This window comes from Streptomyces sp. NRRL B-24484 (assembly GCF_000717715.1).
Lineage (GTDB): Bacteria > Actinomycetota > Actinomycetes > Streptomycetales > Streptomycetaceae > Kitasatospora.
Genome location: NZ_JOAI01000001.1, coordinates 32,977 through 46,449, shown reverse-complemented (window position 1 = coordinate 46,449; position 13,473 = coordinate 32,977). Strand labels below are relative to the sequence as shown.

At 73.4% G+C, this 13,473-nt stretch carries 11 protein-coding genes; 7 read left to right on the top strand and 4 right to left on the bottom strand.

Translation table 11 applies throughout. The features are described from left to right. The first annotated feature begins 377 nt into the window (after window positions 1-377). Window positions 378-2,000 (top strand): ABC-F family ATP-binding cassette domain-containing protein, encoded by a 1,623-nt coding sequence (locus tag IE98_RS0100215; protein WP_030262011.1) that lies wholly within the window; start codon window positions 378-380, stop codon window positions 1,998-2,000. A gap of 106 nt (window positions 2,001-2,106) precedes the next feature. Here IE98_RS0100215 and IE98_RS0100210 read toward each other — a convergent pair whose 3' ends face one another. From IE98_RS0100210 to IE98_RS0100200, 3 genes are all read right to left on the bottom strand, one after another. Beyond that, window positions 2,107-2,784, bottom strand: a complete 678-nt coding sequence (locus IE98_RS0100210; protein WP_043173169.1) for a Pr6Pr family membrane protein — start codon at window positions 2,782-2,784, stop codon at window positions 2,107-2,109. A 201-nt stretch (window positions 2,785-2,985) separates the two neighbouring features. After that, window positions 2,986-4,458, bottom strand: coding sequence for an endo-1,4-beta-xylanase (locus IE98_RS0100205; RefSeq protein ID WP_199922846.1), 1,473 nt, complete (start codon window positions 4,456-4,458; stop codon window positions 2,986-2,988). 183 nt (window positions 4,459-4,641) lie between these two features. Beyond that, a complete protein-coding gene (locus tag IE98_RS0100200; protein WP_030262001.1) occupies window positions 4,642-4,905 on the bottom strand; it encodes a DUF1876 domain-containing protein in 264 nt (87 codons plus the stop codon). A gap of 174 nt (window positions 4,906-5,079) precedes the next feature. Here IE98_RS0100200 and IE98_RS0100195 point away from each other — a divergent pair, with 174 nt between their 5' ends. From IE98_RS0100195 to IE98_RS0100170, 6 genes are all read left to right on the top strand, one after another. After that, the gene (locus IE98_RS0100195; protein ID WP_030261997.1) at window positions 5,080-6,267 is read left to right on the top strand and encodes a CaiB/BaiF CoA transferase family protein; all 1,188 of its coding nucleotides are present in this window, start codon (window positions 5,080-5,082) and stop codon (window positions 6,265-6,267) included. Between the two features lie 11 nt (window positions 6,268-6,278). Next, complete coding sequence (locus IE98_RS0100190; protein ID WP_030261995.1) at window positions 6,279-7,421, top strand: acyl-CoA dehydrogenase family protein; 1,143 nt, start codon at window positions 6,279-6,281, stop codon at window positions 7,419-7,421. A 34-nt stretch (window positions 7,422-7,455) separates the two neighbouring features. Beyond that, entirely contained in the window at window positions 7,456-8,670 is a 1,215-nt protein-coding gene (locus IE98_RS0100185) for an acetyl-CoA C-acetyltransferase (protein ID WP_030261992.1), read from the top strand. Window positions 8,671-8,707: 37 nt separating this feature from the next. Continuing rightward, window positions 8,708-10,873 (top strand): 3-hydroxyacyl-CoA dehydrogenase NAD-binding domain-containing protein, encoded by a 2,166-nt coding sequence (locus IE98_RS0100180; protein ID WP_030261988.1) that lies wholly within the window; start codon window positions 8,708-8,710, stop codon window positions 10,871-10,873. A 150-nt stretch (window positions 10,874-11,023) separates the two neighbouring features. Further along, window positions 11,024-11,533 carry a GNAT family N-acetyltransferase gene (locus IE98_RS0100175; RefSeq protein ID WP_078660708.1) on the top strand — a complete coding sequence of 170 codons (510 nt, stop codon included), beginning with the start codon at window positions 11,024-11,026 and terminating at the stop codon, window positions 11,531-11,533. Window positions 11,534-11,571: 38 nt separating this feature from the next. Then, entirely contained in the window at window positions 11,572-12,711 is a 1,140-nt protein-coding gene (locus IE98_RS0100170; protein WP_030261983.1) for an ADP-ribosylglycohydrolase family protein, read from the top strand. A gap of 136 nt (window positions 12,712-12,847) precedes the next feature. Here the strand turns inward: IE98_RS0100170 and IE98_RS0100165 are convergent, their stop codons facing one another. Further along, window positions 12,848-13,429 carry a GNAT family N-acetyltransferase gene (locus IE98_RS0100165; RefSeq protein ID WP_043173167.1) on the bottom strand — a complete coding sequence of 194 codons (582 nt, stop codon included), beginning with the start codon at window positions 13,427-13,429 and terminating at the stop codon, window positions 12,848-12,850. Window positions 13,430-13,473: the final 44 nt, after the last annotated feature.

The following is a 13,473-nucleotide window of genomic DNA, read 5'->3' as shown; positions in this document are numbered from 1 at the left end:
ACCGTACGGGGACGGTTCTACCCGTAGGTGCCCCCAGGCGCCCCTGATGTGGGATTCCCGCATCCTTCAGGTGCGCCGTCCCTGGGGCCCCTCGACTTAATCCGTTGCTCCGCGGGGGAGCGGTCCGTACGGTGGTGGGTGTTCGCACGACAGCCCCGCACGTCTGGAGAAGGCCCTTGCTCTTCTGAGGTCACGAGACACCGCTCGACAGCTCCCGCCCGACCGATCGTCGGCGGTGGAGCGCGTGAGCGTGCGACCTCGGACGAGAGCCGGCCCCTGCGTGGTGTCCGTGCCGCCTCCCTGTGCCGTCCTGCCGCTCCCGCGGTGTCTCCCGTGTTGCTCCCTCATTCATCCGAAGCAACCGCAGGAGGCCATCCATGGCTCAACCCACCACGTCCGTCCTCTGCTCGGACCTGTCCTTCGAGTGGCCCGACGGCGCGCCCGTCCTGGAGGGCTTCCACCTCGCCGTCGGTCCCGGCCGCACCGGCCTGATCGGTCTCAACGGGGCCGGCAAGTCCACCCTGCTCCGGCTGATCGCCGGTGAGCTGACGCCGACCTCGGGCACCGTCCGGGTCGGCGGCGAGCTCGGCTACCTGCCGCAGGGCCTCACCCTGCGGCAGGGCGAGCGGGTCGACGAGGCGCTCGGCATCCGGGCGGCCCGCGAGGCCCTGCACGCCATCGAGTCCGGCGACACCGACGAGCGGCACTTCACCGCGGTCGGCGACGACTGGGACGTCGAGGAGCGCGCCCGGGAGACCCTGGGCCGGCTCGGCCTCGGCCGGCTCGACCTGGACCGCACCACCGGCGAACTCTCCGGCGGCGAGGGCGTGCTGCTGCACCTCGCGGCGCTGCTGCTGCGCCGCCCGGACGTCCTGCTGCTGGACGAGCCCACCAACAACCTCGACCGGTCCGCCCGCGCGCGGCTGTACGAGGCGGTGGCCGCCTGGCGCGGCGTCATGGTGATCGTCAGCCACGACCGCGAACTGCTGCAGCACGTCGACCAGATCGCCGACCTCAGGGACGGCTCGGTGACCTGGTACGGCGGCAACTTCGCGGACTACGAGCGGACGCTGGCCGCCGAGCAGGAGACCGCCGAGCGGCTGGTGCGCAACGCCGCGGCCGACGTGCAGCGGCAGAAGCGCGACCTGATCGACGCCCGGGCCCGGCTGGAGCGCAGTGCCGCGTACGGGAAGGCGAAGTCGATCCAGCGCAACGACCCGAAGATCCTGGCCGGGGCGTTCAAGCGCCGGGCGGAGGAGACCTCCGGGCGGCTGCGCGGCATGCACGCCGAGCGGCTGGCCGACGCGAAGGAGCGGCTGACCGCGGCGGAGGAGGCCGTCCGCGACGACGCGGAGATCCGGATCGACCTGCCGCACACCGGCGTCCCGGCGGGCCGTACGGTGCTCGTCCTCGACCGGGTGCGTCCGGCGCACGGGCCGGTCGGTGCCGCACCGATCGACCTGGAGCTGCGCGGCCCGGAGCGGGTGGCCCTGGTCGGGCGGAACGGCTCCGGCAAGACCACCCTGCTGCGCACCGTCGCGGGCGAACTCGCCCCGGCGGCGGGCGAGGTGGGCACGCCGGTGCCGATGCGGTACCTCCCGCAGCGACTCGACCTGCTGGACGACGAGCTGAGCGTGGTCGGCAACGTGCGGCAGTTCGCCCCTTCGGCGGGGAACAACGCGATCCGGGCGCGGCTTGCCCGGTTCCTGTTCCGCGGCGAGCGGGCCGACCGGCCGGCCGGCACGCTCTCCGGCGGGGAGCGGTTCCGGGCGACGCTGGCGGCGCTGCTGCTCTCCGAGCCGCCGCCGCAGCTGCTGCTGCTGGACGAGCCGACCAACAACCTGGACCTGGCGAGCGTCCGCCAGCTCACCCAGGCGCTGGCCGGCTACCAGGGGGCACTGGTGGTGGTCAGCCACGACGTGCCGTTCCTGCGGTCGATCGGCATCACCCGCTGGCTGGAGCTGGACGGCGGCAGTCTGCGCACGGTCGACCCGCTGTAGGCCGTCCCGGGCCGGAAAAGGCGCCGGGGAGGGCCGACCCCCTGCGGTCGTCCCTCCCCGGCGGGCTCTCGGTGGCCGGCGGCGCTGCCGGGCCGGCCCTCGGCGGTCAGCCCTCGGCGGGCACCCCGGCCGCCTCGGCCGTCGGGGTGGGGGCGCGGCCGCCGACGAGCTTGGTGCCGAGCCGGTCGAGGCCGACCACGACGACCGCGAGGACGACGAACTCGACGGTCAGCCGGCCGATCTGGCCGGCCACCCAGCCGTAGCCGTCCGTGGTGGGGTCGAGGAAGAAGTAGGGGTACTTCAGCGGGAAGGACGGGAAGAGGATCGCCCGGGCCTCGGTGACCAGCGCGTAGCCGAGCGGGAAGGCCAGCCAGAGCGGGATGTCCTTCCAGCGGGAGGCGTTGCGGGGCCTCAGCAGCAGCCAGTCGGCGACGACCATCAGCGGCGTCGTGTAGTGCAGGAAGAAGCTGGACCAGTGCTGCAGCCGGTCGGGGCCGGAGACCAGGCCGGGCAGCGGGCTCTCGCCGTGCTGGAGCAGGATGTGCGAGACCAGGCCGGTGATCACGATGTACAGCGTGGCGGCGCCGCGCAGCCGGGGCGCGGGTGCGTCGACGGTGTTGCGCTTGACCATCCAGTACACGGCGGAGATGAAGTAGCCGAGCACGACGACGTTGCTCTCGAGGGTGAAGTACACCAGCGAGCTGTTGCTGAGGACCAGCCCCAGGCCGGCCGAGAGCACGATGGCCAGCCGCCACCAGAGGGCGGGCTTGGTCCGGACTGTCATGGGTTCACCAGTTCTCGTCGGAGTGCGGACGCGGCCCGACGCCGGCCGGATGGGTCGGAGGGCGGACCGGTCGCCGCACTCTACCCGCCGGTAGGGAAGCTGTGGAAGCCGCCTGCCGGCGTCCCCGCACTACGGCTGTCCTGCGGAGATGCGGAGCGGGCCGACCCCCGAGGGGGAGCCGGCCCGCCGTTCGTGCAGGGATCAGACGGCGGTGCAGACCGTCCCGTTCAGGGTGAACGAGGCGGGCACCGGGTTGCTCGTGCCCCAACTGCCGTTGAAGCCGAACCCGTAGGACGCGCCGGGGGCGAGGCCGGTGGCCCAGGACGGGTTGGCCGCGGTCACGGCCGATCCGGACTGGCTGAACCCCGCGCTCCAGCCCTGGGTGACCTGCTGGCCGGCGCCGAACTGCCAGCCGACCTGCCACGGGCCGATCGCCGAGGTCCCCGTGTTGGTCACGGTGACGTCGGCGGTGAAGCCGCCCGTCCACTGGTTGGCCACCCGGTACGCGACGGTGCACCCGCCCGGCAGCGGCGAGGGGCTGGGCGAGGAGCTGGGCGGGGCGGACGGCGAGGGCGAGGCCGACGAGGACGGGGAGCCGGAACCGGACGGCGACGGGCTGGCCGTGGAGCCGCCGAAGGCCGCGGCCACCGCCGCCCAGGCGGGCTTGGCCTGCAGGTTCTCGTCGTACAGGGTGGCTGCGCCGTAGCCGGAGAAGACGCCCGGCACCCAGGAGTCGGCGTCGTCCAGGCCCCAGACGGTCACGCCGACGCAGCGGGCGACGGCCCGGCAGGCGGTGATCACCTTGCGGTAGTCCTCGGCCTGCGAGGCGAGGGTGGTGGCGTTGGACGGCGTCTGCATCCGGACGTCCAGCTCGGTGATCGCGACGTCCACGCCCAGGTCGGCGAAGCGCTGCAGGTTGGCCTTGAGGTCGGACGGCACCTGGCCGAGGACCAGGTGCGCCTGGAAGCCGACGCCGTCGATCGGAACGCCCTGCTGCTTCAGCGACTTGACGAGGGTGTAGAGCGCGGTGCTCTTCGCGTTGACGCCCTCGACGCTGTAGTCGTTGATGTACAGCCGGGCGGCCGGGTCGGCCTGGTGGGCCCAGGTCAGCGCGTCGGCGATCCAGCCGTCGCCGAGGTTGTCCTGCCAGATGCTGCTGCGGCGGGTGCCGTTGTCGTTGAAGGCCTCGTTGGCGACGTCCCAGGCGTAGACCTGCCCGGCGTAGCGGCCGGCCTCGGTGGTGATGTGCTGCTGCAGCAGGGTGCGCAGCTGGGCGGCGGTGAAGCCGCCGTTGGTGATCCAGCCGGGCACCTGGCTGTGCCAGGCGAGGGTGTGGCCGCGGACGACCTGGCCGTTGGCCCGGGCGAACGCGACCAGCCGGTCGGCGGCGGCCCAGTTGAGGTTGCCCTGACTCGGTTCGACGGCGTCCCACTTCATCGCGTTCTCGGCCGTGACGGAGTTGAACTGCCCCGAGACGAGCGAGCTGTAGGCGGTGGAGCCGGTGAGGCGGTTGTCCGCGACGGCGACGCCGATCTGGCGGCCGTCCGCCGATGCGAGGGTCCGCAACGGGGTGTCGGCGCCGTGGGCGCTGAGCGAGGACAACGGGAGGAGCACGGCGGCCAGCAGGGCGGCGAGGATCGCGACCAGGCTGCTGCGGCGCGGAGTGGAGGCCACGGGGGCGTCCCTTCTGCGTGAAGTGTGTACCCGGGGTACTGCGACACGCAGAGTCCCGGAGGGGTCGGTGGTGCCTCCGAGGGTTGGTGCCGACGCTACGGGTGGGGCGCGGGCACGTCAACGGGTCCGGCGCGGTTGCGCCGGACCCGTGGGGCGGCCGCCGGCCCCGGGGCCGGCGGGCGGTCAGAAGGTCAGCCGGGTGGATTCCTGGGTGCGGGTCTCGATGCCGGCGGCGGCCTTGTCGATGAGCTGGTGCGCGAGGTTGGAGCAGGCGCGCGCCGCGGCGAGCTCCTCGCCGATGGTGGAGTCGGGGGAGTCGTCGGGATTGCGGCGGGCGATGCCGATGCCGCGCACGCCGGGCGCGCTGAACCCGCTGAGCGAGGCGGTGCAGCTCGTCCGGCTCTCGTCCTCCTCGAAGTTCAGGTCGACGATCCAGTGGTTGTGCATGCGGATCACCTTCTCGGACGGCGGTCGTCAGCCCCAGAATCCGCCTGCCGGGCGAGCCGTGCAAGCGTGGCGCGGGCGCGGCCGGGCGGGCGCGGGCGGACCCTTGTTACCGGCGGGTCACATGTCTATCATCGCGACTGTGACAGCTGAACTGTCAAACAAGGGAGAACGGCCGTGACCGTACTCGTCGGCCCCGCCGCCGACGGCCCGCTGGCCGGCGTGCGCGTGGTCGAACTGGCCGGCCTCGGACCCGGCCCGTTCGCCGCGATGCTGCTCGCCGACCTCGGCGCCGACGTGGTGCGCGTCGACCGTCCCGGGCCGCCGCCGCTCGGCCCCGGGCCCGCCCTCGACCTCACCAACCGCAACAAGCGCTCCGTCCTGGTCGACCTCAAGGCGCCGGACGGACCCGCCGCCGTGCTCGACCTCGTCGCCCGCGCCGACCTGCTGATCGAGGGCTACCGCCCCGGCGTCGCCGAACGCCTCGGCGTCGGGCCCGCCGACTGCCTCGCCCGCAACCCCGCCCTCGTCTACGGCCGGATGACCGGCTGGGGCCAGGACGGCCCGCTCGCCGACCGGGCCGGCCACGACATCGGCTACATCGCCACCGCCGGCGTGCTCGGCCTGGTCGCCGGCGAACCCGGCGGGCCTCCCGGCGTCCCCGCCAACCTGCTCGGCGACTACGCCGGCGGCTCGCTCTACCTGGCCGTCGGCCTGCTCGCCGCCCTGCACCACGCCCGCGCCACCGGCACCGGCCAGGTCGTCGACGCCGCCGTCGTCGACGGATCCGCCCACCTCACCAGCATGCTCTGGGGCCTCAAGGCGGCCGGTCACTGGCACGACACCCGCGGCGCCAACATGCTCGACGGCGGCGCCCCCTACTACGCGCTCTACCGCACCGCCGACGGCGGGCACATGGCCGTCGGCGCGCTGGAGCCGCAGTTCTACGCCGAGTTCGCCCGGCTGCTCGGCCTCGGCGCGGATGCCCCCGGCCAGCACGACATCGCCCGCTGGCCCGAGCTGCGCACCCTGATCGCCGACCGCTTCGCCACCCGCACCCGGGCCGACTGGACGGCCGTCTTCGAGGGCGCCGACGCCTGCACCGCCCCCGTCCTCACCCTGGACGAGGCCGTGGACCACCCCCAGCTCAAGGCCCGCGGCAGCTACACCGAGCGGGACGGCGTCGTCCAGCCGGCCCCGGCGCCGCGGTTCTCGGCCACCCCCGGCGCGCTGCGCCGGCCGCCCGCCCTGCCGGGCGCGCACACCGCGGAGGTCGCCCGGGACTGGGACGTCCCCGCCCTCGCCGGTACGCAGTCACCACCGCAGCAACCGCCGCAGTCCAGCACCGACCGTCCACACCACTGAGGAGCAGCAAGGTGCAGCGCGAGATCTACACCGAGGAGCACGAGGCCTTCCGGGAGACCGTCCGGGCGTTCCTCGCCAAGGAGGTGCTGCCGCACCAGGAGCGCTGGGAGCAGGCCGGCATCGTCGACCGGGAGGCCTGGCTCGCCGCCGGCCGGCACGGGCTGCTCGGCCTCGCCGTCCCCGAGGAGTACGGCGGCGGCGGCACCCCCGACTTCCGCTTCCCGGCCGTCCTCGCCGAGGAGTTCACCCGGGCCGGGGTGAGCGGGCTGGCGCTCGGCCTGCACAACGACATCATCGGTCCGTACCTGACCTCGCTGGCGACCGAGGAGCAGAAGCGGCGCTGGCTGCCCGGCTTCTGCAGCGGCGGGACGGTCACCGCGATCGCGATGACCGAGCCCGGCGCCGGATCCGACCTGCAGGGCATCCGCACCACCGCCGTGGACGAGGGCGACCACTACCTCCTCAACGGCAGCAAGACCTTCATCTCCAACGGGATCATCTCCGACCTGGTGATCGTGGTGGCCCGCACCACCCCCGAGGGCGGTGCGCACGGGCTGAGCCTGCTGGTCGTCGAGCGCGGCATGCCGGGCTTCCGGCGCGGCCGCAACCTCGACAAGATCGGCCAGAAGTCCCAGGACACCGCCGAGCTGTTCTTCGACGACGTCCGCGTCCCCAAGGAGAACCTGCTCGGCGAGCTCAACGGCGGCTTCGTCCACCTGATGCAGAACCTCGCGCAGGAGCGTCTGACCATCGCGGTCTCCGCGATCGCCGGCGCCGAGCACCTGCTGGAGCTGACCACCCGGTACGTGCAGCAGCGGACCGCCTTCGGCAAGCCGCTCGCCAAGCTGCAGCACGTCCGCTTCGAGGTCGCCGAGCTCGCCACCGAGTGCGCCGTCACCCGGACCTTCGTCGACCGCTGCATCACCGAGCACAACCGGTACGCGCTCACCCCGGTCGACGCCTCGATGGCGAAGTGGTGGGCCACCGAACTGCAGAAGCGCACCGCCGACCGCTGCCTGCAACTGCACGGCGGCTACGGCTACATGACGGAATACCCGGTGGCGAAGGCGTTCACCGACGGCCGCATCCAGACGATCTACGGCGGCACCACCGAGATCATGAAAGAGATCATCGGCCGCTCCCTCCTCGGCTGACCGCCCGGTCACCTACCCCCGAAAGGCACTCACCGTGACCACTGAAGCGTTCGTCTACGACGCGATCCGCACCCCGCGCGGGCGCGGCAAGGCCAACGGCTCCCTGCACGGCACCAAGCCGATCGACCTGGTGGTCGGCCTGATCCACGAACTCCAGGCCCGCTTCCCGACCCTGGACCCGGCCGCGATCGACGACATCGTGCTCGGCGTGGTCAGCCCGATCGGCGACCAGGGCTCCGACATCGCCCGGATCGCCGCCATCGCGGCCGGCCTGCCGGACACGGTGGCCGGCGTCCAGGAGAACCGCTTCTGCGCCTCCGGCCTGGAGGCCGTCAACCTGGCCGCCGCGAAGGTCCGTTCGGGCTGGGAGGACCTCATCCTGGCCGGCGGCGTCGAGTCGATGTCCCGGGTCAAGATGGGCTCCGACGGCGGTGCCTGGGCGATGGACCCGATGACCTCGTACGAGACGGGCTTCGTCCCGCAGGGCATCGGCGCCGACCTGATCGCCACCGTCGAGGGTCTCAGCCGCACCGACGTGGACGCCTTCGCCGCCGAGTCGCAGGCCCGCGCCGCCAAGGCCCAGGCCGACGGCCACTTCGACCGCTCGGTGGTGCCCGTCCGCGACCGCAACGGCCTGGTCGTGCTGGACCGCGACGAGTTCATCCGCCCCGGCACCACCGTCGAGACGCTGGCCGGCCTCAAGCCCTCCTTCGCCGGCATCGGCGAGGCCGGCGGCTTCGACGCCGTCGCCCTGCAGAAGTACCACTGGGTGGAGAAGATCGACCACGTCCACCACGCCGGCAACTCCTCCGGCATCGTCGACGGCGCCGCCCTGGTCGCCATCGGCTCCCGCGAGATCGGCGAGCGGTACGGGCTCACCCCGCGCGCCCGGATCGTCTCCGCCGCCGTCTCCGGCTCCGAGCCCACCATCATGCTCACCGGCCCGGCCCCGGCCACCCGCAAGGCCCTCGCCAAGGCCGGGCTCACCGCGGACGACATCGACCTGGTCGAGATCAACGAGGCCTTCGCCGCCGTCGCCCTGCGCTTCATGCGCGAACTCGGCTTCGGCCACGAGAAGGTCAACGTCAACGGCGGCGCCATCGCCCTCGGCCACCCGCTCGGTGCCACCGGCGCCATGCTCATCGGCACCCTCGTCGACGAACTGGAGCGCCGCGACCTCCGCTACGGCCTGGCCACCCTCTGCGTGGGCGGCGGCATGGGCGTCGCCACCGTGATCGAGCGCATCTGACCACCCCCTCCCCGCCACTCCCTGGAGAGACTTCCCCATGACTGCAGCATCCGCCATCCGCTGGGAGCAGGACCAGGACGGCGTGGTCACCCTCGTCCTCGACGACCCCGCCCAGTCCGTCAACACCATGAACGCCGCCTTCACCGAGGCGCTCGACGAGACCGTCGCCCGGCTGAAGGCCGCCGACGACGTGCGCGGCGTCATCGTCACCTCCGCGAAGAAGACCTTCTTCGCCGGCGGCGACCTCCACCTGCTCTCCTCCGTCGGCCCGGACCAGGCCGAGGAGACCTTCGAGCACGGCATGCGGATCAAGCGCGCCCTGCGCGCCCTGGAGACCCTCGGCAAGCCGGTCGTCGCCGCGATCAACGGCGCCGCCCTCGGCGGCGGCCTGGAGATCGCGCTCGCCTGCCACCACCGGATCGCCCTGGACACCCCGGCCACCAAGATCGGCCTGCCCGAGGTCACCCTCGGCCTGCTGCCCGGCGGCGGCGGAGTCGTCCGCACCGTGCGGCTGCTCGGCATCACCGACGCCCTGCTCAAGGTCCTCCTGCAGGGCCAGCAGTACCGTCCGGCGCAGGCCCTCCAGCACGGACTGGTCGACGAGCTCGCCGCCACCCCCGAGGAGATGCTCGCCAAGGCCCGCGCCTTCGTCGACGCCCACCCGGAGTCCGTGCAGCGCTTCGACGTCAAGGGCTACCGGATCCCCGGCGGCACCCCGGCCAGCCCCGCGCTCGCCGCCAACCTGCCCGCCTTCCCGGCCAACCTGCGCAAGCAGCTCGCCGGCGCGCCCTATCCGGCGCCGCGCAACATCCTCGCCGCGGCCGTGGAGAGCGCCCAGGTCGACGTCGACACCGCGATGGCCATCGAGGCCCGGTACTTCACCGAGCTGGTCACCGGACAGACCGCCAAGAACATGATCCAGGCCTTCTTCTTCGACATGCAGGCCGTCAACTCCGGTGCCGGCCGCCCCAAGGGCGTCCCCGCCCGGAAGGTCGAGAAGGTCGCCGTGCTCGGCGCCGGCATGATGGGCGCCGGCATCGCGTACTCCTGCGCCAAGGCCGGCATCGAGGTCCTCCTCAAGGACGTCACCGTCGAGGCCGCCGAGCGCGGCAAGGCCTACTCCGCCGCGCTGCTGGACAAGGCGGTCGCCCGCGGCCGCAGCACCGAGGCCGAGCGGGCCGAGTTCCTCGCCCGGATCACCCCGACCGCCGAGGCGGCCGACCTGGCCGGCTGCGACGCCGTCATCGAGGCCGTCTTCGAGAACCCCGAGCTCAAGCACAAGGTCTTCCAGGAGGTCCAGGACGTCGTCGCCCCCGACGCCCTGCTCTGCTCCAACACCTCCACCCTGCCGATCGGGCTGCTCGCCGAAGGCGTCGACCGCACCGCCGACTTCATCGGCCTGCACTTCTTCTCGCCGGTCGACAAGATGCCGCTGGTCGAGATCATCCGCGGCGCGCAGACCGGCGACGAGGCGCTCGCCCGTGCCTTCGACCTCGTCCGGCAGATCCGCAAGACGCCGATCGTGGTCAACGACTCCCGCGGGTTCTTCACCTCCCGGGTGATCGGGCAGTTCATCAACGAGGGCGTGGCGATGGTCGGCGAGGGCCTCGACCCGGTCTCCGTCGAGCAGGCCGCCGCCCAGGCCGGCTACCCCGCCAAGGTCCTCTCGCTGATGGACGAGCTCACCCTCACCCTGCCGCGCAAGATCCGCAACGAGTCCCGGCGGGCCGTCGAGGAGGCCGGCGGCAGCTGGCAGCCGCACCCCGCCGACACCGTCATCGACCGCATGGTCGACGAGTTCGGCCGCGAGGGCCGCAGCGGCGGCGCCGGCTTCTACGAGTACGAGAACGGGCAGCGCGCCCGGATCTGGCCCGGCCTGCGCGAGCACTTCACGCAGCCCGGCAAGGAGATCCCGTTCGAGGACATGAAGGAGCGGATGCTCTTCGCCGAGGCCCTGGACTCCGTCCGCTGCCTGGAGGAGTCCGTCCTCACCTCGGTCGCCGACGCCAACATCGGCTCCATCCTCGGCATCGGCTTCCCCGCCTGGACGGGCGGCGTCCTCCAGTACATCAACGGCTACGAGGGCGGGCTCGCCGGATTCACCGCCCGCGCCCGCGAGTTGGCCGCCGCCTACGGCGACCGCTTCACCCCGCCCGCCCTCCTGGACGCGATGGCCGCCGACGGCCGCACCTTCCGGGACTGACACCCGCGACACCCGCGCCGCCCCCGCCCACCCCGGGCGGGGGCGGCGCCCGCACAGGCTTCCTCCGTGAACGACGTCGTACCCGGCCCGGCGACACCCGGCCTGCGGATCAGGCCCGGCGGCCCGGCCGACGCGCCCGCCGTCCTCGGGATGCTGGACTCGGCCGTCCGCTGGATGAACGAGCGCGGCAACACCGAGCAGTGGGGCACCGTCCCGTACTCGCAGCGGCCCGGCGGGCCGGCCCGGGTCGAGCGGTACACCACCGAGAACGAGCCGTACCTCGCCGAGCACGACGGCACACCCGTCGGCGCCCTGGTGCTCGACACCGGCCCCAGCCCGCAGCTGCCGATCGCCCCGGCCGGCGAACCCGAGCGCTACGTCCGGCTGTTGGTCTCCGACCGCCGGCACGCCGGCCTCGGCATCGGGGCGGCCCTGCTGGCCCACGCCGCCGAGGAGACCCGGCGGGCCGGCGCCACGCTGCTGCGGGTCGACTGCTGGGCCGGCGGCGACGGCGCGCTGGTCGCCTTCTACGAGCGCAACGGCTTCACCCGCACCGACCGCTTCCTGGACGGCAGCTGGCCCGGACAGGTCCTCGCCCGCAGGCTCGGCCGACCGCCGCGACCGGAGGCCGAGGTCCACGGCGTCGGTGGGCCCGGCTAGCCTGGACCGGTAGTGATCATCCGGAGGAGGGGGACGGGATGGGCCGGCTGACCTGGCAGGAAACGGCGGCGTACCGGGCGAGGCTCCGCGGCTGCCTGCTCGGCGGCGCGATCGGCGACGCGCTCGGCAACCCGATCGAGATGAAGTCCATGGTCACCGTCGAGGCGGAGCACGGACCGACCGGCATCACCGGACTCGTCCCCGACCGCGACGGCGTGATCGGCCGGATCACCGACGACACCCAGATGACCCTCTTCTCCGCCGAGGGCTGGATGTACGGCTACCGCCGCATCCAGACCAAGGGCATCGGCGGCGCCGAGACCGCCCTGATCAAGGACGCCTACCTGCGCTGGCTGGAGACCCAGCGGCACCCCGCCCCGCTGCCCCACGAGGGCCTCCGGCACCGCATCGGCGACCTGCGCGAACAGCTCTGGCTGTACGCCCGCCGCGCCCCCGGCCGCGCCTGCGAGTTCGGTCTCCAGGAGGACCACACCCCCGACGCGCACGCACCGGTCGACGGCAGCCCGGGCCCGGTGAACCCGGACTCCAAGGGCTGCGGATCCGTCATGCGCTCCGCCCCCTTCGGCTTCACCGGCGCGGGCATCAGCGGCGACGGCGACCGGCACGCCTTCGAACTCGCCGCCCGCTGCTCCCGGATCACCCACGGCCACCCGACCGCCCAGCTCGCCTCTGGCGCCTTCGCCGCCATGATCAGCCGCCTGGTCGACGGCGCGTCCCTGCCGGACGCCGTCCGCAACGCCATGGAGCTGCTCACCCGCTACCCCGGCCACCAGGAGACGCACGCCGCCCTGCAGCGGGCCGTCGCCCTCGCCGAGGCCGGCCCGGCCACCCCGCTGGCGATGGAGAGCCTCGGCGGCGGCTGGACGGCCGAGGAGGCGCTCGCCATGGGCGTGTACGCCGCCCTCGCCCGCACCGAGTTCTGGAAGCACCGCACCCCGATCGAGTCGGCCCTCCTGCTGGCCGTCAACCACTCCGGCGACAGCGACTCCACCGGCTCGATCTGCGGCAACCTGCTCGGCGCCCACCACGGCGACGCCATGCTCCCGCCGGACTGGCTCGCCCGGATCGAAGGCCGCGCGGCGATCGCCGTCGTCGCCGACGACTTCGCCGCCGTCGTCCACCCGGGCGAGAAGCGCCCCTGGGTCTACTCGGCCTGAAGGCGGCGTCCCCCTTGCACGAGTGCATCCACAGAGGGATCGGGGAGCACGCGCCGAGCCGCGACCCGTACGGCGGCCCGCATCCGAATTGCGCAGTTCCCCCCGGCCTTCGGCGGGGAGGTGCCCCCACGCGCCCCTATGCAGTACCCGTCGCCTCCGAAGACACGTCCTGGCGCGGGGCGTCAGCGGGGCGGACGAGGCGGTAGACGACGCTCGGGCGGAGCGGGCTGCCTGCGGGGACGTAGGGGTCGTCGAAGTCCTCGGCGGGGTCGCGGACCATGCCGAGGCGCTGCATCACCGCCTGCGAGCGGTGGTTGGCGGCGGTGGTGACGGCGAGCACCTCCGGCAGGCCGAGGGTGTCGAAGGCGAAGTCCAGGCAGGCCCGTCCCGCCTCGGTGGCGTAGCCGTGGCCCCAGGCGCCGCGGGCGAGCCGCCAGCCGACCTCGACCCCGGTGAAGGGCATGTCCTCGTCCACGTCGTCGAGACCGGCGAAGCCGAGGAACTCCCCGGTGGCCGTGCACTCCAGCGCCCACCAGCCGTACCCGCGCCGTTCCAGGTCGGCGCGGAAGGCGGCCACCCCGGCGTCGCACTGCTCCCGGGTGAGCAGCTCCCCGAGGTGTTCGCGCACCGCGGGGTCGGCGTTCATCGCCGCCCAGGGGGCCAGGTCGGACTCCCGCCAGGGGCGCAGGGTGAGGCGTGCGGTGCGCAGTTCGGTCATGGCCCGAGCCAACCCCGGGCCGCCCGCCCTGTCGACCGGATTTC

Bases quoted from the DNA above. Each gene is read 5' to 3' on its own strand.
- IE98_RS0100210 (WP_043173169.1), bottom strand. From the start codon at position 2,784: ATGACAGTCCGGACCAAGCCCGCCCTCTGGTGGCGGCTGGCCATCGTG.
- IE98_RS0100200 (WP_030262001.1), bottom strand. From the start codon at position 4,905: ATGCACAACCACTGGATCGTCGACCTGAACTTCGAGGAGGACGAGAGC.
- IE98_RS0100215 (WP_030262011.1), top strand. From the start codon at position 378: ATGGCTCAACCCACCACGTCCGTCCTCTGCTCGGACCTGTCCTTCGAG.
- IE98_RS0100175 (WP_078660708.1), top strand. From the start codon at position 11,024: ATGCTGGACTCGGCCGTCCGCTGGATGAACGAGCGCGGCAACACCGAG.
- IE98_RS0100180 (WP_030261988.1), top strand. From the start codon at position 8,708: ATGACTGCAGCATCCGCCATCCGCTGGGAGCAGGACCAGGACGGCGTG.
- IE98_RS0100170 (WP_030261983.1), top strand. From the start codon at position 11,572: ATGGGCCGGCTGACCTGGCAGGAAACGGCGGCGTACCGGGCGAGGCTC.
- IE98_RS0100165 (WP_043173167.1), bottom strand. From the start codon at position 13,429: ATGACCGAACTGCGCACCGCACGCCTCACCCTGCGCCCCTGGCGGGAG.